Annotated in this window: 21 protein-coding genes, 1 tRNA gene and 2 pseudogenes; 14 read left to right on the top strand and 10 right to left on the bottom strand. The window is 71.5% G+C overall.

What is annotated here, in order from left to right; all coding sequences use genetic code 11:
• Positions 1-134 precede the first annotated feature (134 nt).
• Genes ACGFYU_RS01780 through ACGFYU_RS01765 form a run of 4 tightly spaced genes read left to right on the top strand, consistent with a single transcriptional unit; the run spans position 135 to position 4117 of the window.
• Entirely contained in the window at positions 135-1811 is a 1677-nt protein-coding gene (locus tag ACGFYU_RS01780) for an FAD-dependent oxidoreductase (protein ID WP_393825246.1), read from the top strand.
• Positions 1808-3283 (top strand): ATP-binding protein, encoded by a 1476-nt coding sequence (locus ACGFYU_RS01775; protein WP_393825245.1) that lies wholly within the window; start codon positions 1808-1810, stop codon positions 3281-3283. The genes ACGFYU_RS01780 and ACGFYU_RS01775 overlap by 4 nt, the downstream gene beginning before the upstream one ends.
• The gene (locus tag ACGFYU_RS01770; RefSeq protein WP_393825244.1) at positions 3280-3633 is read left to right on the top strand and encodes a UBP-type zinc finger domain-containing protein; all 354 of its coding nucleotides are present in this window, start codon (positions 3280-3282) and stop codon (positions 3631-3633) included. Before ACGFYU_RS01775 ends, ACGFYU_RS01770 begins: the two co-directional genes overlap by 4 nt.
• Before the next feature lie 58 nt (positions 3634-3691).
• Positions 3692-4117, top strand: coding sequence for a YjbQ family protein (locus ACGFYU_RS01765; RefSeq protein WP_393825243.1), 426 nt, complete (start codon positions 3692-3694; stop codon positions 4115-4117).
• Between the two features lie 152 nt (positions 4118-4269).
• Here the strand turns inward: ACGFYU_RS01765 and ACGFYU_RS01760 are convergent, their stop codons facing one another.
• Positions 4270-4635 carry a hypothetical protein gene (locus ACGFYU_RS01760; RefSeq protein ID WP_393825242.1) on the bottom strand — a complete coding sequence of 122 codons (366 nt, stop codon included), beginning with the start codon at positions 4633-4635 and terminating at the stop codon, positions 4270-4272.
• Positions 4636-4885: 250 nt separating this feature from the next.
• Between ACGFYU_RS01760 and ACGFYU_RS01755 the strand changes: the two genes are divergently transcribed.
• Complete coding sequence (locus ACGFYU_RS01755; RefSeq protein WP_393825241.1) at positions 4886-6706, top strand: hypothetical protein; 1821 nt, start codon at positions 4886-4888, stop codon at positions 6704-6706.
• 104 nt (positions 6707-6810) lie between these two features.
• Positions 6811-8037, top strand: coding sequence for an ABC transporter permease (locus ACGFYU_RS01750; RefSeq protein ID WP_393825240.1), 1227 nt, complete (start codon positions 6811-6813; stop codon positions 8035-8037).
• Positions 8038-8052: 15 nt separating this feature from the next.
• Here the strand turns inward: ACGFYU_RS01750 and ACGFYU_RS01745 are convergent, their stop codons facing one another.
• A complete protein-coding gene (locus ACGFYU_RS01745; RefSeq protein WP_393825239.1) occupies positions 8053-9135 on the bottom strand; it encodes a PP2C family protein-serine/threonine phosphatase in 1083 nt (360 codons plus the stop codon).
• A 643-nt stretch (positions 9136-9778) separates the two neighbouring features.
• Here ACGFYU_RS01745 and ACGFYU_RS01740 point away from each other — a divergent pair.
• On the top strand, positions 9779-10321 hold the full coding sequence (locus ACGFYU_RS01740) for a YcxB family protein (protein WP_393825238.1): 543 nt from the start codon (positions 9779-9781) through the stop codon (positions 10319-10321).
• A 20-nt stretch (positions 10322-10341) separates the two neighbouring features.
• Here the strand turns inward: ACGFYU_RS01740 and ACGFYU_RS01735 are convergent, their stop codons facing one another.
• Positions 10342-10947: a hypothetical protein gene (locus ACGFYU_RS01735; protein WP_393825237.1), complete on the bottom strand. Its 606-nt coding sequence runs from the start codon at positions 10945-10947 to the stop codon at positions 10342-10344.
• Between the two features lie 209 nt (positions 10948-11156).
• On the opposite strand from ACGFYU_RS01735, the gene ACGFYU_RS01730 reads away from it, so the two are divergent.
• Both ACGFYU_RS01730 and ACGFYU_RS01725 read left to right on the top strand, forming a co-directional pair.
• Entirely contained in the window at positions 11157-12605 is a 1449-nt protein-coding gene (locus ACGFYU_RS01730) for a hypothetical protein (RefSeq protein WP_393825236.1), read from the top strand.
• Between the two features lie 49 nt (positions 12606-12654).
• Positions 12655-13104, top strand: a complete 450-nt coding sequence (locus ACGFYU_RS01725; protein WP_393825235.1) for a hypothetical protein — start codon at positions 12655-12657, stop codon at positions 13102-13104.
• A 91-nt stretch (positions 13105-13195) separates the two neighbouring features.
• Here the strand turns inward: ACGFYU_RS01725 and ACGFYU_RS01720 are convergent, their stop codons facing one another.
• Complete coding sequence (locus ACGFYU_RS01720) at positions 13196-13903, bottom strand: 2-phosphosulfolactate phosphatase (protein ID WP_393825234.1); 708 nt, start codon at positions 13901-13903, stop codon at positions 13196-13198.
• Positions 13904-14088: 185 nt separating this feature from the next.
• On the opposite strand from ACGFYU_RS01720, the gene ACGFYU_RS01715 reads away from it, so the two are divergent.
• Complete coding sequence (locus ACGFYU_RS01715) at positions 14089-16050, top strand: WD40 repeat domain-containing serine/threonine protein kinase (RefSeq protein WP_393825233.1); 1962 nt, start codon at positions 14089-14091, stop codon at positions 16048-16050.
• A 121-nt stretch (positions 16051-16171) separates the two neighbouring features.
• Here the strand turns inward: ACGFYU_RS01715 and ACGFYU_RS01710 are convergent, their stop codons facing one another.
• The 3 genes from ACGFYU_RS01710 to ACGFYU_RS01700 form a co-directional block, all read right to left on the bottom strand.
• Positions 16172-16780 (bottom strand): hypothetical protein, encoded by a 609-nt coding sequence (locus ACGFYU_RS01710; RefSeq protein ID WP_393825232.1) that lies wholly within the window; start codon positions 16778-16780, stop codon positions 16172-16174.
• Positions 16781-17221: 441 nt separating this feature from the next.
• Complete coding sequence (locus tag ACGFYU_RS01705) at positions 17222-17599, bottom strand: hypothetical protein (protein WP_393825231.1); 378 nt, start codon at positions 17597-17599, stop codon at positions 17222-17224.
• Between the two features lie 193 nt (positions 17600-17792).
• Positions 17793-17866: transfer RNA gene (locus ACGFYU_RS01700), tRNA-Met, on the bottom strand.
• Between the two features lie 118 nt (positions 17867-17984).
• Here ACGFYU_RS01700 and ACGFYU_RS01695 point away from each other — a divergent pair.
• A pseudogene (locus ACGFYU_RS01695) lies at positions 17985-18382 on the top strand (maleylpyruvate isomerase N-terminal domain-containing protein); the annotation flags it as partial.
• A gap of 227 nt (positions 18383-18609) precedes the next feature.
• The gene (locus ACGFYU_RS01690) at positions 18610-20223 is read left to right on the top strand and encodes a protein kinase (RefSeq protein WP_393825230.1); all 1614 of its coding nucleotides are present in this window, start codon (positions 18610-18612) and stop codon (positions 20221-20223) included.
• A gap of 279 nt (positions 20224-20502) precedes the next feature.
• Here ACGFYU_RS01690 and ACGFYU_RS01685 read toward each other — a convergent pair.
• Positions 20503-21390 (bottom strand): annotated as a pseudogene (locus tag ACGFYU_RS01685) (FAD-dependent oxidoreductase); the annotation flags it as partial.
• Between the two features lie 142 nt (positions 21391-21532).
• Between ACGFYU_RS01685 and tatA the strand changes: the two are divergent.
• Together tatA and ACGFYU_RS01675 are read left to right on the top strand one after the other, a co-directional pair.
• Complete coding sequence (gene tatA / locus ACGFYU_RS01680) at positions 21533-21703, top strand: Sec-independent protein translocase subunit TatA (RefSeq protein WP_393825229.1); 171 nt, start codon at positions 21533-21535, stop codon at positions 21701-21703.
• Between the two features lie 166 nt (positions 21704-21869).
• The gene (locus ACGFYU_RS01675; protein ID WP_393825228.1) at positions 21870-24164 is read left to right on the top strand and encodes an immune inhibitor A domain-containing protein; all 2295 of its coding nucleotides are present in this window, start codon (positions 21870-21872) and stop codon (positions 24162-24164) included.
• Between the two features lie 102 nt (positions 24165-24266).
• Here ACGFYU_RS01675 and ACGFYU_RS01670 read toward each other — a convergent pair whose 3' ends face one another.
• Together ACGFYU_RS01670 and ACGFYU_RS01665 are read right to left on the bottom strand one after the other, a co-directional pair.
• The gene (locus tag ACGFYU_RS01670; RefSeq protein WP_393825227.1) at positions 24267-25373 is read right to left on the bottom strand and encodes a M6 family metalloprotease domain-containing protein; all 1107 of its coding nucleotides are present in this window, start codon (positions 25371-25373) and stop codon (positions 24267-24269) included.
• A gap of 34 nt (positions 25374-25407) precedes the next feature.
• Positions 25408-26679: an alpha/beta fold hydrolase gene (locus tag ACGFYU_RS01665; protein ID WP_393825226.1), complete on the bottom strand. Its 1272-nt coding sequence runs from the start codon at positions 26677-26679 to the stop codon at positions 25408-25410.
• Positions 26680-26851 lie beyond the last annotated feature (172 nt).

Here is a 26851-nt window from a genome sequence, read left to right as displayed (position 1 = left end):
CCCGGAGCCGGACGCGCATGCGCCCGGGACGCACGGTCCCGGAGCGTCGTCGGACGATCGAACATACGATGGGCGGGAACCGGCGCGGGCGGCTCGTCCCTGCCGTCCGCCCAGAGCACTCGGGGTGGAGACGTATGACACAGGCCGCCGATTCAGCGCGCACCGTCATCCTGACGGTGGACGACGACCCGGGAGTCTCCCGTGCCATCGCCCGTGACCTGCGACGCCGCTACGGCGCCGGGTACCGGATCGTGCGCGCCGAGTCCGGCGAGTCCGCGCTGGAGGCGTTGCGCGAGCTGAAGCTGCGGGGCGACCTGGTGGCCGTGATCCTGGCCGACTACCGCATGCCGCAGATGAACGGCATCGAGTTCCTCGAACAGGCACTGAACGTGTACCCGGGCGCACGGCGCGTCCTGCTGACCGCCTACGCGGACACCAACGCGGCCATCGACGCGATCAACGTCGTCGACCTCGACCACTACCTGCTCAAGCCGTGGGACCCGCCGGAGGAGAAGCTCTACCCGGTCGTGGACGATCTGCTCACGGCCTGGCGCTCCAGCGACTACCGGCCCGTACCGGCGACGAAGGTGGTGGGGCACCGGTGGTCGGCGCACTCGTCGCACGTGCGGGAGTTCCTGGCCCGCAACCAGGTGCCGTACCGCTGGTACTCCTCCGACGAGCCCGAGGGACGGCGGCTGCTGGAGGCCGCCGGGGCCGACGGGCAGCGGCTGCCGCTGGTCATCACACCGGAGGGCACCGCGCTGATCGAGCCGGAGGCGGCGGAACTGGCCGCCCACGTGGGGCTCGCGACGACGCCGACCGCCGATTTCTACGACCTCGTCGTCATCGGCGGGGGCCCGGCCGGGCTCGGCGCGGCGGTGTACGGAGCCTCCGAGGGGCTGCGGACCGTACTGGTCGAGCGGTCGGCGACCGGCGGGCAGGCCGGGCAGAGTTCCCGCATCGAGAACTACCTCGGCTTCCCGGACGGGGTGTCGGGCGCGCAACTGACCGAACGCGCCCGCCGCCAGGCCGGCAGGTTCGGTGCCGAGATACTCACGGCGCGCGAGGTGACGGGGCTGGAGGTCAACGGCGCGGCGCGCGTCGTCCGCTTCTCCGACGGCTCGGCGGTCGCCGCGCACAGCGTGATCCTGGCGACCGGTGTGTCGTACCGGCAGCTCCGGGCTCCGGGCTGCGACGACTTGACCGGCCGCGGGGTGTACTACGGCTCCTCGCTCACCGAGGCGTCCTCCTGTACCGGCCATGACGTGTACATCGTGGGCGGCGCCAACTCGGCGGGGCAGGCGGCGATGTACCTGGCGCGGGGCGCGAAGTCGGTGACGCTGCTGGTGCGCGGGGAGTCCCTGACGGCGTCGATGTCGTACTACCTGATCCAGCAGATCGAGGAGGCGCCGAACATCACGGTGCGGACCCGTACGGTTGTCGAGGCGGCGCACGGCGACGGTCACCTGGAGCAGCTGACGCTGCGGGACGTGGACAGCGGTGCGACCGAACTGGTCGACGCGCAGTGGATGTTCGTGTTCATCGGCGCGGCCCCGCTGACCGACTGGCTGGAGGGTACGGTGCTGCGCGACGAGCACGGTTTCATCCTTGCCGGACCGGACCTCACGCCGGACGGGCGGCCGCCGGCCGAGTGGGAACTGGACCGGCCCCCCTACCACCTGGAGACCAACATTCCCGGCGTGTTCGTGGCGGGCGACGCGCGCGCCCAGTCCGCGAAGCGCGTCGCGTCCGCCGTCGGAGAGGGCGCCATGGCCGTGATGCTCGTCCACCGCTACCTGGAGCAGTCATGAGCGGGCAGGTCATGCCCTGCGGGCCGCAGGAGATCGCCTCGCTGTTCCTGTTCGAGAAGCTCTCGCCGGAGCAGTTGGGGCGGCTGTGCACCGAGGGGCGGGTGGAGCGGTTCGAACCCGGGCCGGTGTACACGGAGGGTGACCCGGCGACCTGTTTCTACGTGATGATCGAGGGCACGGTCGTACTGTCCCGCCGGGTCGGCGGCGACGACGTGGAGGTGAGCCGTACCTCTCAGCGCGGCGTGTACGCGGGAGCCATGCAGGCCTACCTGGGCGACCGGGTGCCGCAGACGTACAACAACTCGATGCGGGTGACCGAGCCGACGCGGTTCTTCGTGCTGCCCGCCGAATCGTTCGCGGACATCATGCGGGAATGGTTCCCGATGGCCGCGCACCTGCTGGAGGGGCTCTTCTTCGGTTCGAAGTACACCCAGCGGGCCATCGGCCAGCGTGAACGGCTGCTGGCCCTGGGATCGTTGTCGGCCGGTCTCACCCACGAGCTCAACAACCCGGCCGCGGCCGCCGTCCGGGCCACCGCGACCCTGCGCGAACGGGTGGGCAAGATGCGGCACAAACTGGCCCACATCTCCCAGGGCCAGTACTCGCGCGAGGCGATCGCCGACCTCATCGAGATCCAGGAGCGCACCGTCGAACGCGTCGCCAAGGCTACGGCGCTCAGCCCTCTGGAGGCGTCCGACCGGGAGGACGAGCTCGCCGACTGGCTCGACGACCACGGCATCCCGGAGGGCTGGCGGATCGCGCCGACCTTCGTACAGGCGGGTCTGGACACGGACTGGCTGGAGCACGTGGCGGCGACCGTGGCCGAGGACATCCTCCCGGCGGCCATCGGCTGGCTCAACTACACGGTCGAGACCGAGCTGCTGATGTACGAGATCGAGGATTCCACCAACCGCATCTCCCACCTCGTCGACGCCGCCAAGCAGTACTCGCAGCTCGACCGCGCCCCGCACCGGGTCGTCGACGTCCACGAACTCCTCGACAGCACCCTCCTGATGCTGTCGGGCAAGATCGGGCCCCGGGTGCGGGTGGTCAAGGACTACGACCGCTCGGTGCCCGAGGTGCCCGCCTACCCGGCGGAACTCAACCAGGTGTGGACGAACCTCATCGACAACGCCGTCTCCGCCATCGCGGGCACCGGCCGCGACGGCACGCTGACGGTCCGCACGGCGCGGGAGGGTGACCGGCTGCTGGTGGAATTCCGGGACACCGGGCCCGGTGTCCCGGCGGACATCCGCAGCCGTATCTTCGATCCCTTCTTCACCACCAAGCCGGTCGGCGAAGGCACCGGGCTCGGCCTCGACATCTCCTGGCGGATCGTCGTCAACAAGCACCACGGCAGCCTCGAGGTCGAATCCGCGCCGGGCGACACCCGCTTCCGGGTGCTGCTGCCGCTGACCGTCCCGCAACCGGAGACCCCCACCGCACCGGAGAGCGCCGAGGAGCCGGCATGAGCGACATCGAAGGAATCGACCCGAGCGTCCCGCCCAGCGGCACGGGCTGCGGCGAGTGCGACGCGGTGGGCGGCTGGTGGTTCCACCTGCGGCGCTGCGCCCAGTGCGGCCACATCGGCTGCTGCGACTCCTCGCCGGCCCAACACGCCACCGCCCACTGGAGGTCCACCGGCCATCACCTCGTACAGAGCTTCGAGCCGGGCGAGGAGTGGTTCTGGAACTTCGACACCAACGCGTTGTACGAGTCCGGGCCGGAGCTGACACCGCCGGGCGCCCACCCGGCGGACCAGTCGGCGCCGGGACCGGCCGACCGGGTTCCGCAGGACTGGACGCGGCTGCTGCACCGCTGAGCCGCCGTTGGGGTGGTTGCCGGGCCCGTCCCCGGGCCGACCGCGCGAGGATGGAGGGATGACAGACACCTTCACCACCCGGACCATCGACGTCACCACCGGCTCCGCCGAGACCGTCCACGATCTGACCGCCGCCTGCACCCGCTTCCTCCGCGACGTCGCCCGGGGGCGCGACGGGCTCCTCAACGTGTTCACCCCGCACGCGACGACCGGGCTCGCCGTCATGGAGACGGGCGCGGGCAGCGACGACGACCTGCTGGACGCCCTGCGTGCACTGCTGCCCGCCGACGACCGCTGGCGCCACCGGCACGGCTCCCCCGGCCACGGCCGCGATCACGTCCTCCCGGCCCTCGTGCCGCCGCACGCCACGCTGCCGGTCATCGGCGGCGAACTCGCGCTGGGTACCTGGCAGTCGGTCGTCCTGGTGGACACCAACGGGGACAACCCGCGGCGCACCGTACGGCTGTCGTTCCTCGGCGCATGACACCTGTCATACGGCACACGTGATCCGCGGCCCTGCCACCTGCACCTCTCCCCCGGGCCTCAAGGCCTTCCCCACGGCATGGCCCGTACTGCTGCTCCTGCCGGCCGTGAACATCACCGTCTCGCACCACCGCCACAGCGGCGGGCGCCGGGTCAGGAGGTGCGCTTCAGGGTCCAGGTGTTGGGGTTGAAGCTGGGGACGGCCGAGTAGCGGCAGCCGCTCGAGTAGTAGGTGCTGGTGATGGTCCAGCCGGCGGGCGGCCAGGTGGAGGCGCAGGCGTTGACCTGGGTGCCGACCGGGTAGCCCCTGAGGTCCTTGATCTGCTTGGTGTTGGGTGTGAAGCCGGAGCCGCACCCGCCGCTGTTCCACCACTGGACGTCCACCCAGCCGTCGGGGGTGAGCGTGCTGGAGCACGTGGTGAGGGTGTCGCCGGGTGCAGCTGAAGCCGGGCTCGCGGTGATCGCGAGGGCGGTGACGGCCATGGTGGCCAGAGCGGCGGCGTATCGGGTGCGGATCACGAAACGTTCCTCTCGGCACACTGGGATCGCCGCCGACCGTCGGCGGGCCATGCCAGGCGCCGCGTCATTGCTATCTGATCAAGCCCGACTGCAAACAGTCACATTTTGGGCATAACTCGGCGGTAATTTATGGCAGCTACCCCCGCCGAAACAGGTGGCTCCGCACCTCTGTGATGGGCGAGTTCCGGCCGCTACAGTGCCCACGGCCCCGCGTGTGCGCAGGCGGGCGGAGCGGTAGGGGGCAGGGGACATGAGCTCTGGGGTCTTCGCGAAGGTCGGCGTGGCGATCAGCGGGAAAACGGCGGCCGTGGTGGCTGCCGGGGCTCTGGTGGTCGGCGGCGCCGCGGGGGCAGGCGTGTGGTGGGCCGCACAGGGGCCGCACCTCGTGGTCGTGCAGCGCAGTGCGTCCGTACAGGTGCCCGCGGGCGGGGAACAGGCGGTCGTGGCGGGGTGCGAGAAGCACGAGACCGCACTCAGCGGCGGGTACGCGATCGACGGCAACGGCTTCGCGACGACCAGCGAGTTCATCGGCGCGGCGTGGCTGGCGGCGGCGTACAACCCGGGGGACGCGCCCGTCACCCTCACCTCGTACGCGCTGTGCGTGAACGCCAGGCCGGAGTTCGAACCGCACCAGGAGTTCACCGTCCGGGCGGCGCACGCCTTCAAGGACCGGGGGGCGAAGGTGACCAGTGGCGACGATGGCCCCATCCACGACCTGTCGACCGACGGCCCTTACGCGGGGGCCTTCCGCACGGCGCAGGCGCAGCCCGCGTGCTTCGGCGGCTACACGATGGTCGGGGCCGAATTCCGGGCGGCACGCGCCGTCCCCGGGCGGGCCGTGGCACCCGTACCGCTGGACAAGCTGACCACGGACGAGGCGGTCGACGGGAAGTCCTCGCCCGGGCACTGGACCATCTCGGTCAATCCTGGTACGGAACTGAGCACGGGCCCGTTCCCGATGCGGGACTCCGAGGCGGTGGAGCGCAAGACCCGCATCCTGGACCCGCAGCCCCCGCAGGCGAACTACGCGGTCGACCTGCGGCCGATCTGCGTCAGGCTGAAGAACGTCTCGATCGCCACCGCCACGGTCGCGGTCGGGGCGGGGGGCACCGCGGAAGCGACCGTGAAGTGCCCCAAGGGCCGGCTGGTGCTCGGCGGCGGCTTCTTGTTCCCGGCGGACAACGAGGGGAGCAGCGGTCCGCAGCGCTTCCTCGGCGACGGTTGGCTGTACGCGTCGGCCGACGGGCCCACGCCGGGGTCGTCGGGCCGGCCGGTGAAGGACTGGCACGTCACCGGTCACAACCAGCAGCGGGCCGGCACCGAGTACCACAACTCCGTCTGGATCGAGCACTCCGATGCCGAGACGCTGACGGGCAACGGCTACTTCGACAACCACGCGCACGGCGCCGCCGACCAGGAACTGCGCGGCGCCACCCTCCCGGACAGCCAGCGGATGGTCGCGAGCGCCGTGTGCGGCACCATCGACGCCGAGCCCACCTCAGCGGACAAGGGCGCCGCGCCGCCCACCGTGACCCGGCCGGAGCTGCCGCCCTCCCTGGACCTGGCACCGTCGAAGGGCGGCGCCGTACCCTCGTCCAGCCCGAGCCCCGGCGCCTCGCCCTCACCGTCGCCCTCGCCGAGCGCCGGCGGGTCCCCGGGCGTCTCCCCGACGCCCCGTACGCCGACCACTCCCGGCCAGACGACCGGCGGCCCGAGCCGCCCGCCCGCCACGCAGCCCGGCCGCTCGCCGTCCGCGCAGCCGCAGGCCCCGGCGGTGACCATCGACCAGCCCGGCGGCGGTGGCAGGCTCCGGCGCGGTTGCGAGGAGACGTTCTCCGGTACGGCCAGGACCCGCCCGGGCGACCGGCCCATCACCGATCCGCAGGCCACCACCTGGCAGATCATCGGCCCCAACGGGCCGGTCACGATCGGTGCCGGGGCGTCCGGCCGGTTCCTGGTGCCGCTCCTGGCGGACGGGACCTACCCGCTCGTCTTCTCCGCCACCGACACGGCCGCCGGGCTGACCGGGAGCGCGAGGATCTCGGTCCAGATCGTGGGGTGCCTGCGCTGACCTTCCCCGCCGGCGGGCCCGACTCGACGAATGCGCCTGGACATCCTGCGCGAGATGCCCGACGGCACGACCGGCGGCTAGATCCGGTGCGGGTCGTCTGGTCGATGCCCGGGGGTCCGCCGCCGGACGCGCAGTACGCCGGTCAGCATCGGGAGGGTGAACTCGCCCTGGGCGGCCGCAGCCGGTCGCCCTGGGCCTGGCGCGGCCGTTCGCGCGGGCCCGCCCGCGCGCTGGCCATGGGCACGGCAGTCCTGTTCGGCGCCACCGCCGTCACGTTCACCGTGGGGATGAGCGCCTCGCTCGGCGAGGTGGTGAAGGCCAAGGTGCACGACGCCGCCGATGTCGTCGTACCCGCGCCCTTGCCGGAGTTCGGGCCCCAAGGCCCTGGCTCCGAGAAGCAGCCCAGGGCCGATCCCGCCGCGGTCGCCGCGGTCGTCGAGGCCGCCGCCGGGACCGGGAAGTACTACCGGGCCGCGACGACACGGGCGACCGTCTCCGGCGTGACCGGCACCACCGACGTGATCGCCTTCACGGGCGACGCCTCCTGGGGCGGCTACACGATGGTCTCGGGCCGCTGGATCGACCAGCCCGGCGAGGCCGTGGTCCCGACCCCCTTCCTGGCCGCCACCGGCACCCGCATCGGCGGCACCGTCACCCTGAACGGCCTGGCCGAGCCGGTCACGGTGCGGATCGTCGGCGAGGTCCTCGACCCCCGCAACGACGGCTTGCAGGTCTTCACCGACGCCAGGACCCTCACGGCCGCACATCCCGACCGGACGGAGACGAGCCACCACATCGCGGTCACGTCAGGCACCGACGTCACCGGCTACGTCGACGCGCTGAACAAGAACCTGGCAGCGCTGGGGGTCGGCGCTCGGGCCGGCGGGCTCGACTCCGGCGGCGACATGGTCGTCACGCTGGGCGCGCTGTCCGCGATCCTCACGCTGATGCTCGTGGCCGTCGCCGCGCTCGGCGTGCTGGGCGGTGTACTGCTCGACACCCGCGACCGCGTCCGGGAGCTCGGCGTCCACAAGGCGCTCGGCATGACCCCCCGACAGACCACCGCCATGGTCCTCACCTCGGTCGTCGTGACCGGACTGGTCGCCGGCGCTCTGGGCGTACCGCTCGGCGTGGCCCTGCACGGCTGGGTCATCCCCGCGATGGGCGACAGCGCCGGCCTCCGCCTCCCCGGCTCCGTCATCGCCGTCTACGACGGGGCCGAACTGCTCCCGCTCGCACTCGGCGGCCTGCTCATCGCCACCCTGGGTGCGCTCCTGCCCGCCGGCTGGGCCGCCAGGGCCCGAACCGCCACGGCCCTGCGCACGGAGTAGGAGGTCAGGACCTCTTCACGGGAGCCGGTCGATGAGGATCATCGCCACGTCGTCCGCCAGGTGGCCCTCGGTGTGGCGGATCAAGGCCTGGTGCAGTTCGTCCAGGAACTCCTGGGGGGAGCTGTCGGCGGGTATCCGCTCCATGGTCTCCGGCAGGGGGAGGAACTCGTTGTCGCGGTTGCGGGCTTCGATCACGCCGTCGGTGTACAGCAGCAGCCGGTCGCCGGTCAGGAACGGGTAGCTCTCGGGCTTGGCGGGAGGGCCGTCGACGAGGTCTTCGAATCCGAGCGGCGGCAGCGGCGTGGCGGGCATCAGGGCCTGAACCTTGCCCTGGTGCAGCACCAGCGGAGGCGGATGGCCGCGGTTGACCAGGTGCACCACCTGTTCGTCCGGCACCTGGGCGATGAGCGCGGTGGTGAACCCCTCCAGGAGGAATTCGGGAAGCTCCCCCTGGGAGTAGGTACCCGGTACCGCGGCCTCCCGCCGCAGCGCGGCCCCGCAATGGTTCATGACCTCCTGTACGTCGTCCTCGTAGTGGACGGCCTCCCGGAACGCGCCCAGTGCCACCGCGACCGCGCGTATGGCGGACAGTCCTTTCCCCCGGACGTCCCCCACGATCAGGCGGACGCCGTAGCGCGTCTGCACGGCCTCGTAAAGATCTCCGCCTATCTGTGCCCCTGTCCCGGCCGCGAGGCACAGGCTGGCCGCCCGTACCGGGCCCAGGAGCTCGGGGACGGGCCGCAGGACGACCTCCTGAGCCGCCACTGCGATCCGGCGTACCTGGTCGAGCTCGATCTGCCTGCGCGTGCGTACCGCGTTACTCAGGATGACACTGGCCACGGTCACCACGATCAGCCCCAGGAAGTTGCCGATGATCAGCTGGGCCTGGGTTCCCCACGAGTGGTTGTAGGTCGCCGTGGTCACGTTCACACCGGCGGCGAGGACTGCCGCGGACAGCGTGCCCGTCGGCCCCATCGTCAGTGCGGCCAGGGCCGGCGTCGTGGTGAGAACGGGACCGGTGACCAGGTGGTGCGCGGGCGAGAGCTCGATGCCCAGCACGCCCAGCGCGATCGCGAAGGGCGCACACTGCGCGAGCACGAACAGGGCCTCGCCGTGACCGCCCGCTCCTGGTCGAGAGGACGCTCCCGGCCGAACAGACGAGCGGGGATGTGACCTCATGGGAACAGCCTGCCTCGCGGAAGCCGCCACGGCCTCCTGACGCCCTCGACGGCTCGCTCCGGTCGCGTAGTGCTCTGACCGGAAAGGTTCACCGCCTCACGGCGTCCGGCACGGCACCTCGCTGCGTTGTCGGACCGCGCGAGTACGCCGAGTACGAGCTGCGGCCCTCCGCCTTGCGATGCACCGCACCGGACGCCGCGAGCCGGCAAACCCTTCCGGCCAGAGCACTAGGCGCCCACTGGCGCCAATATTCGAACACTTGATTGAATTAGCGGATGACGTCCATCCACTTCCCCGACGACCTGATCGCCCTCCAGGCCGCATGGATCCGCACCTAGACCGATCTCGCCGGCCGGCCCTCCCAGGCCGGCACCACCGCGCTCCGCCGCAGGCTCATCGCCCTCTCCTGCCGCATCGCCGCCCACCCCTTCTGGACGGCCCCGGGCCGCTCTCCGGCCGCCCGGGTCGAGCTGCGCCGCCGGGCCCTTAGCCCCCGTCCTTCGCCTCCCTCACCTGACTGCCGACCCGCAGCGACGGTGTCGTACTCTCCGCTGTCATGAATATGGATCAAGCCAGAGAGGCCGAAAACACGGCCCCGGTCCGCACTGCGCGGTTCGAGTACACCCCCGCCGCCGCGGACTACGACAGGGCCCTGTGGCACTACACGCTCCGCTCCTGGCCCGGGCGCACCAGACACCTGCCGCTGCTCTTCGCGGCCGGGGCCGCCGCCTTCGCCATCCGGGCCTGGAAGTGGCACTTCGACCAGACGGAGATCATCGTCACGGGCACGATCTGCGCCATCGCCGTGCTCGTCGTACGCCAGTGGTTCCGCAGGCACCGGACACGGGATCAGTACGCCATCCACGCGGAGCACGGCGCCTGCCTCACCACGCTCGGCGAGGACGGGCTGACCACCACCGGCGCATCCGGGCAGACGGTCACCGCCGAGTGGAGCTCATACCCGTGGTGGTTCGAGACACCCGACCTGTTCGTCCTCACCGGCAGCATGGAGTTCTTCTTCGTACTGCCCAAGCGCGGTGCGGCGGGCTCCGAGGACCTCGACCACGCCCGCGCCCTCTTCAGCCGGCATCTGCGACGCATCTGACCGGCCCGGCGGCGCGGGGGTCACATGTAGGGGCTCCAACGGCCGAAGCCTGCCATCAGCCTGCGCGTGGCGCCCTCGTCCAGCCCGAGTGCGGCCGCGGCCTGGGTGGTCGTCAGGTCGTTGCGGGTGCCGTGGGCCGCCCAGTAGCCGATCCGCTCGGCCGTGACCTCCAGTCGGCGGGCGGCGCGAACGGCCGCGACCGGGGAGGTCCTGCTGAGCTGCTCGATCTCCTCTTCCAGGCGCTCCAGCAGGGTGGTGACCGTCTCGGGGAGGGGGACGGTGGTCGCCTCGACCTGGACCGTGTGGCCGTCCCAGTCCCGCAGGCACGTGTCCGCCTCGGCTTCGCCCGCGTCCGCCAGGTTCCGGTCGCCGAACGCCGTCCAGTCCAGACGGTGCTCGGGCCCGGACCAGCCGCAGGAACACACCGCGCGCAGCGCGGCCGCGCGGGGGACGTGGCTCCAGCGGCCGTCGTAGACGTACCAGTGGGACGTCTCGTGGACCGACGGACCCGAGCCGGTGTCGAAGAACGCCGGTGCGGGGGTGGTGCCGTCCTCCAGGAGCACCCCGACCCAGCCCTCGTGCGAGGTGCCGAACTCCTCCGTCGTCCACTTCTCCCTGTCATCCATCACGCGTACACCCCTCCCGGCAACGGAATCCGTACACGGCGCTCCTTCGGCGGGCGCCCGTATAGGACGATGCCGCAGAAGGCCCGGGCCGCAGGGCCGAATTCACGAATGAGGGGCTGGCCGGGCAGCTGCACCCTGCCGCCACCGGCCAGGGCATCGCCACGCGAGCCGCGGCGGCCGTGGTCACCAAGATGTTCACCCTGCCGGACGTGGAGTACACGCCTGCACCGCCCTCCACCGCCGATCAACAGCCTTCCCGCTGCCTGACCACCCGGGCCGACCGGTCCCAGCTCCCGGATGCAAGACTGGCCCCCGCCAGGACGGCGACGAGCCGGCTGAGCAAGGCGCGCAAGTGGACAGGGCGGGAGGCGCAGTTGAGTATCAGCGTCGAGGGGCAGATCGACATATCGGGTCCGGTGGGCAAACTGCTCCACCGGCGGCGGCTGCAGAACGCCACGGTGATGCAGTCCTTCGGCATCGATCCCGTCACCGGCGAGATCTTCGTCCTCCAGGTCGTCGAGGGCGGTCTCACCCTCGCCGGCGAGTCCGGCCCCAGGACCGGCAAGCAGCGGGCGTACGCCGGCGACCTGGCCGTGACCCGGCTCAGCCAGGCGGGCACCATCACGGGGTACATGTACCTGCGGGGCTTCGGTCACGGCGTGTCCATGGGCGTCGAGCACCACAACGGTGTCTCGCGGCTGTGGACGGAGACGGCGTCGATCCCCATGGGCACCAACGTCCCCGAAGAGGAAAAGGAGGGCTACGGCACCGCCGTCACCCACTTCGAGTTCCGCAGCGGCACGGTCGTCGACTCCGGCTCCTCTCAACTCGCCGAGCCGTACCAGCCGGTGGTCGGCGCCACCAACGTGACCTGCACCATCGACCCGACGACGAACCGGGTGATCGTCCGCTTCAAGAGCGGCAGCACGATGTTCGAGGCCTACGACCTGGACAAGGCCAGGGCCGGTGACTGGACGCCGCTGACCCGGATCACCCAGCCGGACGCGAAGGGGGTCTTCCAGGGGTACGCCTCCCTCGGCGGCGTGCTGTACATGCTGGCCGGCCAGGGCTACTCGGACACGGTCAAGCCGCCCGGCAACACGTACCTGACCGCGGTGGACTGGGCCACCGGCGCCATCCTGGACCAGCAGTTCGTCACCGCCGCGCCCGGCCTGGAGCTGCGCGAACCCGAGGGGATGGCCGTATCGGTGCAAAACGGCGTGCAGTACGTGCACTTCGGCTTCGCCGGCGAGGAGCCCGGCCCGCGGACCTGCACCCTTCTGTCGCTGTCCGGGGCGCCGGAGGTCGACGGGGTGAAGGTGCTGGCCGACTGGCAGCCGATCCCACTGGCGAGCGGCGTGACGGCGGATGTCCGGGCTCCGCAGGGGCGGCTCATCAGCATCGCGGGGACGACGATGCTGCAGCTCAGTGGCGGGGTCAAGGGCACCTTCGAGGCGGACACCCGGATCGGGACGCTGCCCGACGCGCTGGCCCCGAGCATGGCCGTCCAGGGCAGTGTGCCGCGCAACAACAGCGCCGGCGTGTGCACCGCGCGGGCGGAGGCGGACTCCGTACGGGAGCTCTGGCTCTACGGCGGACGCTCCACGAACCCCATCACATGGGCCCAGTTGGACAACTTCAGCGCCGTCTGGCGCTGACGACCCCTCTCATCCGCTCCCTATTTCCCGCCAAGGAGACCGACCCCCCATGTCCCACAACCGCCGCCGTATCCTCGGTGCCGCGCTCGCCCTGCCCGCCACGCTGGCCACGACGAGCCTGGTGGCCGCCGGCCCCGCCGTCGCCGCGGGCGGTGTCGATGCCCAGCCGTGGACCGACCTCCTCCTCGAACCGGGTGTCACCGCCCAAACGGGAGCGACTCCGCAGGTCCGCCTGATCACCATCGCCGGTACGGTCTTCCTCCAGGCGCGCGGCTCAGTGACCTGCAACCTCGCCGCCGACACGAAGATCGCGACCCTCCCGGCCGGACTTCGCCCCACCGCCCTGGTCCGCGCCACCGCCCCGCGCAACAACAGCCAGGGCATCAACGCCTGCCGTTTCGAGGCCAACACCGCCGGGTCCGTGACGATCTACGGCGCCAACAGCGGAAACCCGATCACCTGGGTCCAGTTCGATTCGGTCCAGACGATCTGGCGCTGAAAGCAGCAAGTGGGGGCGACGTAAGGCTGCCGGACCCCGACCGACCCCGCCCGCGCCGCCGACTACGGCTCGGCTCGGGCGGGACGCGGGCTCAGGCAGCGGTGCGGCGGGTGTGCACGGGCACAGGCACAGGGCAGGGACGCAAGACCATGAGCGAGTCCTCCAAGGTCGCCACCATGGCAAAGGAAAAGCGGTCGAGCTCAAGACAGAGCGCGACATCATCAGGATGCGCTCCTTGACGCACACCCTCCGCCAGCTCGGCGGCGGCGCGCGACTCGGCAGCGCGGCGAAGGAACCAAGCAGGATCCGTCCCTGCCCCGGTGACTCTCCGAGCGATGTATTGAGCGCACGCCAGATCCTCATCGGCCTGACCGTCCTCGCCAGTGACCACGAACGTGACACTGTCGCTCTTGCGCGTCCCCAAGAGCCGAGCCGTTGCCTCCGCCACCACGAAGCCGGCGCACAACACCAGCGACGCCTCCTTGACCGCCAGGGCGCCGACCGTCCCGGCCCTGGTCTTCTGCACGACGGTCCGTCCGCCAAGGTCAACAGACCGCAGCAGGCCCGGCGAGTTGACCAGGTCGAACCCGGGCGCGGGCGCCCCGTCCTTGAGCGCCACCCAATCCGGGTGGCGAGCCTTGAGGGCCAGAGCGCCGTCCAGCGACTCAGCAAGAACGATCTTTTCCGCCCCCTGGGCAAAGGCCCAGGCAGCCACGGTGAAAGCGCGCATGACGTCGACTACGACCGCCACGGACGGGGCCTCGACCAGCTCGGCGATGCCAACGAAACGAGCGTCCATACCGATCATGTTCGCGCACGCCCGACCCGAAGCAGCCAGAGCGTGAGCCACATCACATCAACGTGGCAGCGAGGAACTCTCCCGGCCATTATCGGTTTTGGACTTCGCAGGGAACGGCGGGTGTCCCTGTGACACCTTCTGGTCTGGAACAGGGTCGGGTGAACCACGGTCGCAGCGGGGGTGTGATGGCAGTGCGGGTGCTGGCGGGGCGGTACGAGCTGGTCCGGTTCGTGGGCCGGGGCGGAATGGGGGAGGTCTGGGAGGGCCGTGACCGGGTCATCGAGCGTCGGGTGGCGGTCAAGCTGCTCCCGCACGCGACAGGCGACGCCTCAGGCGCGGACCTGTTCCTGCGCGAGGCACGCACCGCGGGGGCGTTGAACGATCCAGGGGTGGTCACGGTCTTCGACCTGGGACAGGACGAGGCGGACGGCTCCCTCTTCCTGGTCATGGAGTTACTGGAGGGCCGGGACCTGGCCACGGTGCTGCGCGAGCAGGGCCTGCCACAGATCGAGGCCGCAGTCGGCTGGGGGGTGCAGGCCGCAGCCGCGCTGGCCCGCGCGCACGAGGCGGGCGTGGTGCACCGTGACCTGAAACCGTCGAACCTCATGCTCACCACCGGCGGCCAGGTGAAGATCCTCGACTTTGGCATCGCCAGGTTCATGGAGTCCACGACCAGGTCGAGCGCGGTCATGGGCACCCTGGCGTACATGGCGCCGGAGCGCTTCGACGGGCAGAGCGGCGACGCCCGGTCCGACCTGTACTCCTTCGGCTGTGTCCTGAGCGAACTCCTCACCGGCCACCCGCCGTTCGACGCCACCGGACCGGTTGGCTTCATGAACGCCCATGTGGGCCGCGCTCCGATGCCACCCAGCCAGACCCGCCCCGGTGTACCCGCCGAGCTCGACGACCTCGTCGCGGCACTCCTCGCCAAGCGGCCCGACGACCGGCCTGCCGCCGCCGCGGAGGTTCACGACCGGCTCCGCGTCGTCCACCGCGCTCTGTCCAGGCAACCCGTCGCGGAGCCGTATGACCCGAGCCGGCTGGCCGGACCTGCGAAGAACCTGCCCGACCCCGTGGGTGTCGCCTCCGGTTCTCCCATACCGGGGGTCCGGTCCGCCCTCGCCCCGTCGCCCGCGGCACCCGGCTCCCGACTCCCGGCCCGCTACGCCCGGGTCGGCGCCCCGCTGACAGGTCACACCGAGGAGGTCCTCGCAGTCGCGTTCTCTCCGGACGGCTCCCTGCTGGCCACCGGTGGCTCCGAGGACGGGACGGTGTGGCTGTGGAATCCGCACACGCGCCGCCCGGTCGGCGAGCCCCTCGACACGCGCTCGGACATGGTCTTCGCGATGGCGTTCTCTCCGGACAACTCCCTGCTGGCCACCGGTGGCAGCGACGCCGATGCGGTGAGGCTGTGGGACCCGAACACCGTACAAGCGGTCGGCAAGCTCGTCGGCCACTCCGACATGGTCGTCTCGCTGGCATTCTCGCCGGACGGCTCCCTCCTGGCCGCCGGTCTCAACGACGGGGACGTGTGGCTGTGGGATCCGACGACCCGGCGGCCGGTCCGCGACCCGTTGTCCACATACACGACCGTGATCAACACGGTGGCGTTCTCGCCTGACGGGTCTCTCCTGGCCACCTGCGGCCGCGAGGACGACGGGGTGTGGCTGTGGGACCCGATCACGCGGCACCCGGTCGGCGAGCCCATCGTCAACGAGTCGGCGGCGCCACGGTCGCCATCGCTGGGCCGGGTGCTCCGCTCATGGATCTCACCCCCCAGGACCCGAACGATGACGATGGCGTTCTCGCCGGACGGGTCCCTACTCGCCACCGGCGGAGCCGACGGTGTCGTGCGGCTGTGGGACCCGATCACTCGGAACCCGGTCGGCGAGCCGATGGCCGACAACGCCTCGGCCATCGAGGTTGTGGCCTTCTCCCCGGACGGATCCTTGCTGGCCGCCGTCGGGGCCGACGGTGTCGTGCGGCTGTGGGACCCGATCACCCGGCGCCCGGTCGGCGAGCTGCCCGGCCACGACGGGACGGCCTTTGCCCTGGCGTTCTCGCCTGACGGGTCACTCCTGGCCGCCGGCCGCGGGGACGGCAGCGTGCTGCTGTACGCCCGGCTCACCCAGCACGAGCGTTCCTGACCTCGCAAAGACCGTTCGGCAGGCCGCCGACGAGCCGTTACCGCAAGGCACGTCGGCGGCGACGCGGTGTGCCGACAAGGCGGCTGGCCGCCGCTCAGTGGCACGGGACCAGTGGGGCGGATCAGTGTTGGTCGAAGACGTAGCGGTGCCCGTCGTCGGCTGGACAGGCGAAGACCCGGAAGTCGCCCGGTGATGACATCGCTTCCCTCCCCCGTCGCCTCGGCATACCCCTGTGTACGGACTCGATGAGTTCCCCGTCCGGTAGGGCCTGCGGGTAGGGGAAATCTACGAGGGGTACCGGGGTGAGCGTGCACCGCACCGGGGTGTAGCCGTAACCCGGGTCCTCCTGTCGTACGGGCAGCGGGGGCGACCCGACTGTGCGCGTGACGTCGGCGCTGTTCCGCCAGCGGATCGCGGCGACCGGGCTGACGTCGGCCTGCGGAGCCGGCGGATCCCAGTGCACGTTGGGGCACCACAGGAGCTGAAACACATCCTTGCCCTCGGGCCACCAGTCACCCGGTGCGTCCCGCCGGTACACCTGCGCCACTGCCACCATGGCGGTCGCCGGCGCCCCGGAACCGGACTTCTCGTCCGGGACGTCGCAGTGCGGCCAGGGCTCCTCGGCCGGCCACAGCAACGGTCCGCCCACGGAACTCTGGTGGACCGTCGGCTCCCCCGGTTCGGGGGCCAGTACCACGGCTGGGCGTGCGTACGGTGCGAGTCCGGGCACAGCCGCGACGATCTCCTCCGTTGAGGGCCTGTGTTGTAGGGCAGATCCACGGCCGGAGATCAGCCCACAGCTCCGACAGCAGGACCCGGCCGAGCGATGCCTCCTCCACCGGCTGCGGCTGTCCGACCAGCACATCACGTCGTACCGGCAACCCGCCTCCTGCCGCCACACCACCCGCCCATTCCCCCGCCGACTGGGGCCGGACCAGTCCGAGCCCGGCTCCTCGTCGCCCTTCTCGACGTCCTCGCGGTCCCGTTGCACCAGGGTGTGTACTGGTCTGGCCAACCGGCGGCGTCCAAGCCTTCGACGAACGGAACGGACAGCGCGCCCTGGCCCCCGGCTTGACCGGCCGCCCGCAACGTCTCGTGTTGTGAGATGGACAGCCAAAGAGCCGCGCGTGCGCACGACCGTCATGACCTGCCGCTCGCCGGGAACCTGGGCTCACCAGATGAGGACGCCCCCGCCCACAGCTCCCATGGCCCGGCGGCCGGCCGCGATGAAGTTGTCCAGTTTGCTCTCCACATTGTCGAGGAGCGCGGGGCCAGCGGGTTCTTGGAGGCCGGCGACGAAGGTTTCGCTCTTGTTCCGAAGCGTCATGCATTCCTCAAGGAAGTCGGCGACTTCATCCGCCTCGACGTAGAGGTCCCCACTCGCCAGCCGGGGCAGGAAACGAGCCCCCAAAGCACGCGCGGATTCCGACCCCCACACGACCGTGCGCCAGCGTTCCCCTCCAGCGAGGTCTCGTCCGTTGGGCGGGTCCTCCAGCAGGTCCCAGCTTCCGTCGGCGTTCCTTATGAACGTGTGCACCAGAAGACTCATGCAGGACTCCTTTGATCTCAGAGCTGGCGATCTTGGCGCCCGTAGGCGCCCAGTCGTGCGTTGCCGCGGTGCCGTGCCGTGCCGTCCAGGCAGTCGCCGGTCGGGCGGTGATCGTTTCCCGTATCGAGGCGGGCTGCGGCTGTCAGCGGGCGGGCCCGTCGCACGTGATGTGCGACGGGCCCGTCTCTTGCAGTGGCCGGGGCGGGATTTGAACCCGCGACCTCTGGGTTATGAGCCCAGCGAGCTGCCGACCTGCTCCACCCGGCGACCTCCACCGTAAGACGCCGCCGCCCGCGGACGCGAATGAATATCGGGCGTGTGCCGTTCCAGCGGCTGCCAGGCATCCGACGTTCGCGCCCCGCCGCAATCGGCGGGGCCGGGTCCGATCGGGGTGGCCAGGTTCGCCAGCACGTTCGGCGTGCCCGTCGCGGTGGCCTCCGCGCCCGGCCTCGACGTCCAGGTGCCGACCTGCACCTGGGTGATGGGCGCCGCTCCCGGGCCGCCACCATCGCCGCAGGGCCTGCCGCGACGGCCAAGTCCGCCGCGCAGGGCGCCCCGGCTGCGCCTTGGGAGCGGGAGGCCTTGTCCTCCTGGTTGGCCGCGTCGACGCAGGAGCTGCTGGACGCGCTGCGGGAGGCCGACCCGGATCGCGGTCGCTGGACGTGGTGGGGTAGTTCCCAGTCGCCGCAGACTTGCGGTGCCGTCGCCCGGCACCAGCTCCAAGAGATCGCAACGCACACCTGGGACGCCCAGATCACCGTGGGGGCCCCGCAACCGCTGCCTCGTCGGGAACCCGCACCGTCGCCCCATGCCTAGAGGTGCGCGGGAGCCGGGTCGCGCGGGCGACAGCCCGCTCGGCCTGCCCGCCGATCATGCATCTACGCTTGTGCCCCGTCAGGTCGTCGAGACGAATGACCGGTCGCGGAACGGAGCATGTGGTGCCAGCGGGCCAAGCAGGGCAAGAGAACGACGGAGACCTGATCGGAAAGGTACTCGGAGGGCGCTATCGGGTGACCTCCGTGGTGGGCCGCGGCGGCATGGGAGTGGTCGCGCGGGCCGTCGACGAACTGCTCGCCCGCGAGGTCGCCGTCAAGGTCCTACGGGCCTACACCGACGCGAGCCAGTCCGAACTGGCCGACCTGCGCACCCGGATGGAGCGCGAGGCGCAGGCCGCCGCCCGCATCCGGCACCCCGGCGTGGTCACCGTCCACGACGTGACCCACGAGCAGGGCCTGCCCGTCATCGTCATGGAACTCGTCGACGGCCCCTCGCTCGACGACTCGGTGACCCGGTACGGCGCGCTCGACCCGTACGAGGCGGCCGCGATCGGCGCCAAGCTGATGGACGCGCTCGACGCCGCACACCGGGCGGGCGTCCTGCACCGGGACGTGAAGCCCGGCAACGTACTGCTGGAGCGCGGCGGCCGGGTCGTGCTCACCGACTTCGGCATCGCCACCATGGAGGCCTCCGGCGACGAGGCCATGGCGAAACTGACCCGCAGCGGTGAGCTGGTCGGCTCGCTCGACTACCTGCCGCCGGAGCGCGCGCAGGGCAGGGAGCCCGGCCCGGCCTCGGACATCTGGTCGCTCGGGATGACCCTGTACTCGGCGGTGGAGGGCGTCTCGCCGTTCCGCCGCACGTCGGTGTGGTCCACGCTGGCCGCGATCGTCGCCGAACCGCTGCCCGAACCGCGGCGGGCGGGGCCGCTCGCGCCGGTGCTGCTGGCGCTGATGGCGAAGGAGCCGGAGAGCCGGCCCACCGCCGACCAGGCCCGCGCGATGCTGGAGCAGGTGGCGGCGGGCGGGGCCGGAGCGCGGCCCGCGCAGCCGGGTCCCGCCGCCGTGGTGCCGACCCCGACGGCGCCGTCCGTCGTGGCGCCGCCTGTCGGCTTCGGATCGCCGCCGGTCTTCGGTGGTGGGGTCGGTGGTGGTGTCGGAGGCGCCGGATCGTTTCCGCAACCCCATGTCCCGGCTCCCTACGGCGGGTTCCCCCAGCAGCAGGGCCAGCCGCCGACCGCCGCACGGAGCCCCGAGTCCTTGGACCGGGCGCGCCGCCGCAGCCGTGTCGCGATAGCCGTGGCGGTCGTCGCGGTACTCGCCGCCGGCGGTATCACCTACGCCGTGACCTCGGGAGGCGGCGGCGACCGGGAGCGGGCGGTGGCGCCGACGCCGACGTCGGTGCCCACCAGCGGATCCCCGGCGGCAGGCGGCCAGCCGAGCACGGGCACCCCGGAGCCTTCTCCCACCGGCTCCGGGCCCCAGCCCAAGCCTTCCGCCTCCACCTCGAAGAAGCCGGAGACGGCACCGCCCTCCTCGGCAGCGTCCTCGCCCACTCCGACCCAGCCGAGCGCTGTACCGACGGGCTGCGCCGGCTGGACCCACAAGGACCCGAAGCCGGGCACCTACGGCTACATCTCCGGCGACCACCACCTGCTGGCCGCGCCGTACCAGCAGTGCACCGCCGGCGCCCTGGTCAAGGACGGCACGAAGCTCTGGTACCACTGCTACATCGTCAACTCGTACGGCAACCAGTGGACGTACGTCCGCGTGGACGGCACGAACACCACGGGGTGGCTGTACAACCGCGACCTCACCGGCCAGAAGGGCTCCTCCCCCGCGTGTTAGCTTCCGGCCCGCCCGTCTTGGCGCCGCGGGACCGCTCCTGGGTCTTCGGCGAGGTGGACGACGTGAGTGAGCGCGTTCTCGTAGGCGGGGCGGGGGAAGCCGAACGGTCCCATGGGGAGGTCGCCCCAGGCACATGCCGCAGGGGCAGCCCAACGCGGCGGTCGCGTCCGTCGGTGTATGCCGGAGCTCCGGGGCTCCGTCGCCGAGAAGGTGGGGCACAGGGTTACCTGGCTCTTCTCTTGCAGCCACAGGGGGCGGGTGGCGTCCGCGGCGTGTGGGCTCTCGGGTCGGGCCGTCGTGCTGTGGTGAGGACTCCGGGCGGGCAGCCAGCCAGGCGGTGACGCGTCGGTCCACTTCGTCGGTGCCGTAGGCCTCGTTGGCTGGACATGGCGACGGGATGATCGTCAAAGGCGCTCGCTGCCAGGGCGGCGGCCCGCAGATCCGACGGTGGTGAACTCTCGGCCAAGCGCTGCTCGTTGCGGCGGTGGGCGGTCACCTGTGCGTCGAACCGCGGACGGAGGGCCTGTGCCGTCCAGGCGTGGAAGCCGATCGGCTCCGCGGCGATCTCGCCGGCGAGGGTGGTCCGGCGGTTGTCCAGGCCGGCCATCGCCAGGACGGCGGACGTTGGTTCGGGGGCCAGGTCGAGCCAGGCGGCGCTGGCTGGGAAGTGGCGGGGCGGCGGTCTCGGTGATCGCGCCGCGGGTGGGTTCACCCGTGGACAGCACCAGGTGCACCGCGAAGGTGTCGTTGCCGGACGGGAAGACGCCGACCAGCGCGAACGGTGCGGCCGAGCCGGTCTGCACCCACCCGGGGTCACTCGGGCCGTCGGTACGAAGCCGGTACCAGCGGCAGAAATGGGCGATCCCGGTGCGGTGGCTGTCGACCACGGGAGGGCGGCAGGCGGGCGGGAACCGGCGAGCGGCGACCGGACGCATCGACGACGAGGCCCGCCCGGTGCGTTTCCGCGCCCACCTGGACACCGCTGACGCGGCCAGGGTGGCCCTCCCGGATGCCGAGGGCGCGTACCCGGCAGCCTCGCCGCACATCAACCGTCGTTCCCGGCGCACGGCCGCGGTCAGGGCGGCCTCCAGCACGATGCGGCGGGTGCTCACCGAACCAGTCGAAGTCGTGGCACTCCCGGGCTCCGCGTGCCAGCAGATCCGACATCCTTCGCGCCCTGTTGCGGGGCAGCGAGAACGCCCGTCCTGCCGCTTTCAGGACTTCTTCAGATTTGTCCCCGGCGTGGCCTTGCCTGTTCCATGAGCCGGTCGCTCGAAAGAAGCGGAATCTTCCGAAAGGTGGAACGCCCGTGTTCCGGAACGCCGTCCAGCCCTGGCACCTGCTCATCCTTCTGGTCGTCTGCCTGCTGGTGTTCGGTTCCAGGAAGCTGCCCGACATGGCCCGCTCGCTGGGAAAGTCGATGCGCATTCTGAAGTCGGAGGCGCGGGCCCTGCGCGCGGAGGACTCCCCCAAGCCTTAGCCCTGGCCCCGGGACTGTTCGCCGGAGCCGGCGGCGGGCATCGGAGGCGGGGACTCGCCGTGGGAGCGCACTCTATCAATCACCTGTGACATGTGAAATATTACCTGCGCTCCATCTCCCGTCCCAACTCAGCGAAAGGCACGCCACGTTGCGCAGACTCGCTGTGGTGGGAGCGGCGATATCCCTCGCCCTCCTCACCACCCCCGCGCTCGCCGCCACCGCGCCACCGCCCCCTCCACCCGGCGCACAGCAGCAGACCGAGCAGACCGTCGAGCCGCCGCCCGCGCCCCTGGAGCTCCAGCGCCAGGCCCTGCGTCGCCAGGCGCTCGAAAGCGTCGCCGCAGGTGGCCCCGCCGCTCTCAAGGCCGGGGCCGACGGCACGCTCCCGCGCCAGGCCAAGGTCGGCAAGCGGTACGTCGAACTCGCCCAGGAGCGCAAGGACAAGGTCTTCGTGATCCTCGCCGAGTTCGGCGACCAGGTCGACAACACCACCGAGTTCGAGGGCAAGCCCCGCTTCGGCGGCACCCCCGGCCCCCGCCACAACACCATCGGCAAGCCGGCCGCGAGCGACAACCACACCCTGTGGCGCAAGGACTTCGACCGGGCCTTCTACGAGAAGCAGTTCTTCTCCACCGACCCCGAGTCGGCGTCCATGCGGGCCTACTACCGGCTCCAGTCATCCGGCCGCTACGACATGGACGGCTCCGTCTCCGACTGGGTCAAGCTGCCCTGGAACGAGGCCCGTTACGGCACCGACAACTGCTCCGAGCCCGGCCAGTGCCGCACCAACTGGGATCTGATCCGGGACGCCACCACCGCGTGGTACGACGCCGAGCGCGCGAAGGGCCGGACGGCCGAGCAGATCAAGGCACAGCTCGCCGAGTACGACGTATGGGACCGCTACGACGCGGACCACGACGGGAACTTCGACGAGCCGGACGGCTACCTCGACCACCTCGTCGTCGTGCACGCCGGCAAGGACCAGACGTGGGGCGGCGGAGCCCAGGGCAAGGACGCCGTCTGGGCGCACCGCTGGTTCGCGTACTGGAACCAGGCCGGCAGCGCGGGCCCCGAGGGCAACAAGGCGGGCGGCACGCCGATCGGCGACTCCGGCATCTGGGCCGGTGACTACCTGACCGGTGGCGAGAACAGTGGCGCGGGGCTCTTCGCCCACGAGTTCGGCCATGACCTCGGGCTCCCGGACCTGTACAGCTCGGACGGCGACAACAGCGTCAACTTCTGGTCCCTGATGTCCTCGGGCTCGTACCTCGCCAAGGGCCGCAACACCACCGGCGCATGGCCGGGCGACCTCGACCCGTGGAGCAAGCTCCAGCTCGGCTGGCTGGAGTACACGGAGGCCGACGCGGGCCGCAAGACGCGTGCGGTGCTGGGGGTTTCGGGGTACAACACCGAGGATCCGCAGGCGCTGCTGGTCCACCTGCCGCCCTCGCAGACCCGGACCGAGCTGACCGACCCGTACGAGGGCACCAGCCAGTGGTGGAGCGGCACCGGGGACTTCATGGACAACACCCTGGGGCGGACGGTCGACCTCACGGGGTCGGCCGGGCCCGCCCGGCTGGACGCGAGGGTCTGGTACGACATCGAGCAGGACTTCGACTTCCTGACGGTGGAGGCCTCCGCGGACGGCGGCACGACCTGGACGGCGCTCCCCGGTACGGTCGGCGGGAGCGAAATTCCGGCCAAGGGCGTGTCCGGGATGTCGGGCGGATGGAAGGAACTCGCGGTCCCTCTGGACGGGTTCGCGGGCCGGAGCTTCCAACTGCGGCTGCGCGTCACCTCCGACGGCAACACCCACGGCAAGGGCGTCACGTTCGACGACATCCGGATCACCGCGGACGGGCGGGAGTTGCTGCGCGACGGTGCCGAGCAGGGCGCGAACGGCTGGGTCGCGGTCAAGTGGTCGGGCACGCAGGGGCGCACGGGCATCGCATCGCACCCGCGCGCGTACCTGCTCGAGAACCGGCGCTACACCGGCTACGGCAGCCGGCTCAAGACGGGGCCCTACAACTTCGGATTCACCGGTGACCAGGTGGAGTTCTACCCGTACCAGCAGGGCGTGCTGATCTGGCTGTGGGACACGGCGTACAGCGACAACACCACCAAGGCCCATCCGGGCGGCGGCATGCTCCTGCCGGTCGACGCCCGGCCCGATCCGCTGCGGAACGCCGACGGCTCGCTGCTCAACGCCCGTGCGCAGACGTTCGACGCGCCGTTCTCGCTGCGGGCGAGCGACCGGATCGTGCTGCACAAGGCGGGCACGCCGACGGTGGTCCCGTCACGTCCGGGGGTCTCCGTCTTCGACGACCACCGGGGCTCGTACTGGAACGCGGAGCTGCCGCAGGTGGGGGTCAAGGTGCCGGACACGGGGACCCGTATCGCGGTGGTGAAGGAGGCCGCGGGCGGTGCACTCACCACGGTCCAGGTGAGCCCGTCCCCTTGATCCCGGCGAGCCGGCGTCGATGAGCGGACCACCCGCCCCGGTCGTGCGGGGGTGGGCGGTCCGCCCTCCTGGTACGGCGAGGTCGCGAGGCGTGGTCCGCGTTCAGCGGGCCCGCACGATCCGCACCGCGTTCCCCGACAGGACGTCGATCCGCACGCCCGCCTCCGGATCGGCGAAGGTCTCGCCGGGCGCGTACGCCGCGTGGTCGTTCATGACGCGGACCGGCCCTTCGCCGGTCCGCACCGCGGAGTCGACCTTGTAGACGAGGACGCCCTGGCCCTGGCGGGACTCGGCCACGTACGCCGCGGTCTCGCCGGTCCGCACTACGGCGATCTTCGTGCCTCCGGGGCGTTCCACCGGGGTCAGCGTCACCGTGCGGCGTCCCGGTCCCGCGAGGCAGGCGACCTGGCGGTCGCGGGTCCAGCCGAGCTTCCAGGAGTGCCAGCCGAGGAACTGCGGGGCGTGTCCGGCGATGTCGCCCATGACGTCCCAGCCTCCGACGTAACGGTGGGGCGCGCCGGTGAAGGCGTACAGGTCCGGCAGGCCGAAGGTGTGGCCGGTCTCGTGGGCGGCGACCTTGAAGCCCCAGTGCCACATGTCCTGGCCGAAGGTCACGGCCCACTTCAGCCGGGTGCCGTCGGCGGTCACGCCCGGGGTGGCGGGGTCGTGGATGTAGGTCGGGGAGAAGGAGATGGCCGTCGCGGCCTTGGTGGGGACGACGTAGACCATGTCGTAGCGGGAGAAGTCGGCGTACGGGTCGGCGGCCGCGATCGCGTCCCGTACGTACTTCTCGTGGGCCTCGAAGGTCAGGCCGCGCGCGAATCCGTACGAGTCGGAGGCCGCCGGCATACGGATCCAGCGGGGCAGCACGCTCACGTCGAGGCGGACCCGGCCGTGGCTCGCCGTGCCCAACCAGTCTGCGGCGGGGGCGAGATGGGCGGCATAGGGCTGCGTGGAGTCGGTGTCCGGCGCGTCGGGGAAGTCCACGAAGAGCGTGAGCACGCGGCGGGTGCCGGTGGACGGCTGGAAGAGGGTGCGGTCGGTGTCGTGGCCCTCGTCGGTCCAGCCGGTCCTGCCGGGGAGCGCGCAGTCGGAGGCCGGGGCAACACCCGAGGCCGCGGTGGCCGTGGTCGGTGTCGCCAGGCAGGAGAGGACGGCGGCGGCTGCCGCGGCGACGGCGAGGCGCGGGCGGTGCGGCGTTGTGGGCATGGGGACTCCCGTCGTCAGTGGGGGTGATGAGCGGCTACGCGCGGCCCGCGGCCAGGTCCATCAGGCGGGACAGGACGCGGCCGCCCGAGGCGGTGACGCCGTCGTGCTCCCACTCGTTGGTGACCCACACGCGCGTCGCGCCGATCTCGCGTGCCGTGCGCAGGGAGAGGTCGGCGTCCACGTACATGTCGCCGTGGTAGACGGCCGCCGCAAGGGGGACTTCGTTGGCGGCGAGGCGGTGGGGGTCGTAGAGCGGGGGCCAGTCGGTGCGGTGGGCCAGGAGGTCGGCGGCCTCCGCGAAGGGGCGCAGGGACGCGATCTCCCGGAACATCCAGGGGTAGATCATCTCTCCGGTGAGCAGCAGGAGATGGGCGTCCTCCGCGAACTCGGGGAAGCCGGCCAGGGCGCGGGAGGCGGCCCAGCCCGTCGGCCCAGCGCCCTGGCCGCCGTACAGGGTCTCCTGCATGACGGCGAACAGCGGGTTGTCGGTGAAACCGGTCATGGCCAGCGTCTGGTGGCGGAAGGTGTCGGTCAACTCGCCGTCGGGGCCGATGGCTTCGTCCAGCAGCCAGTGGAGCCGCTCGAAGCCGTCGCCCATGCCGAGGAGGAGGCCGAGGGTGCGCAGACGGTGGGGGGTGAGGCGGTCCCCGTCGGGCAGGGTGACGTCCCCGGCCGCGAGGAGGTCGGCGATCTTGCGGAGGCGGGAGGCGTCGTCCGGGTAGCGGTCGTAGAAGTCGAGGACCCGCTCGCGGACGCGCGGGTACGTACGGGCGTACACGTCGTCGGCGGTGGCGGTGAGGCCCGGCAGGCCACCGGTCACGTAGCACGCTCGCAGTCCTTCGGGGGCTCGGGAGAGGTAGGTGAGGGTGATGAAGCCGCCGTAGCTCTGCCCCAGCGTCTCCCAGGGGGTGTCGTCGCCGCATAGTCTGCGGCGGATCAGTTCGGCGTCGGCCACGATCGCGTCGGCCCGGAAGTGGGAGAGGTGCGCGGCGAGTTGGTCCGGCGAGGCGAAGCGGGCTGCGGAGCGCGCGGTGACCGGGGTGGAGCGGCCGGTGCCGCGCTGGTCGAGGAGCAGCACGCGGTGTGTCCTCAGCGCGTGGGGCAGCCAGCCCGGTGAACCGGACGACGGGCGGGGGGATTTCCCGCCGGGGCCGCCCTGGAGGTAGAGCAGCCAGGGCAGTTGTTCGCCGCTGCGGGTCGGATCGGCGACCTCGCGGGCGAAGACCTCGATGGCCGGGCCCTCGGGGGCATGGTGGTCGAGGGGGACGCGGAAGACGTGGTCGACGGTGGCGTAGGCGGGGTTCATTGATCCCTTTCACGGCCGGCGCGGGCGGCCGTAGGGCGAGGGGTGGGCGGTGCCCGATCAGCATGGTCCGACCACTCCTGCGCCCGGGAGCTCCCGCATGGCCATAACGCCGTGTTAGGGCGAGCCGACCGCTGCCCGGGATCTTGTCAGTGCAATGTCACATAACTATGGT

The organism is Streptomyces sp. NPDC048337 (assembly GCF_043201175.1).
Taxonomy (GTDB): Bacteria; Actinomycetota; Actinomycetes; order Streptomycetales; family Streptomycetaceae; genus Streptomyces.
Note: the sequence above shows the minus strand (reverse complement) of the source record. Positions and strands in the feature narration are given on the sequence as shown.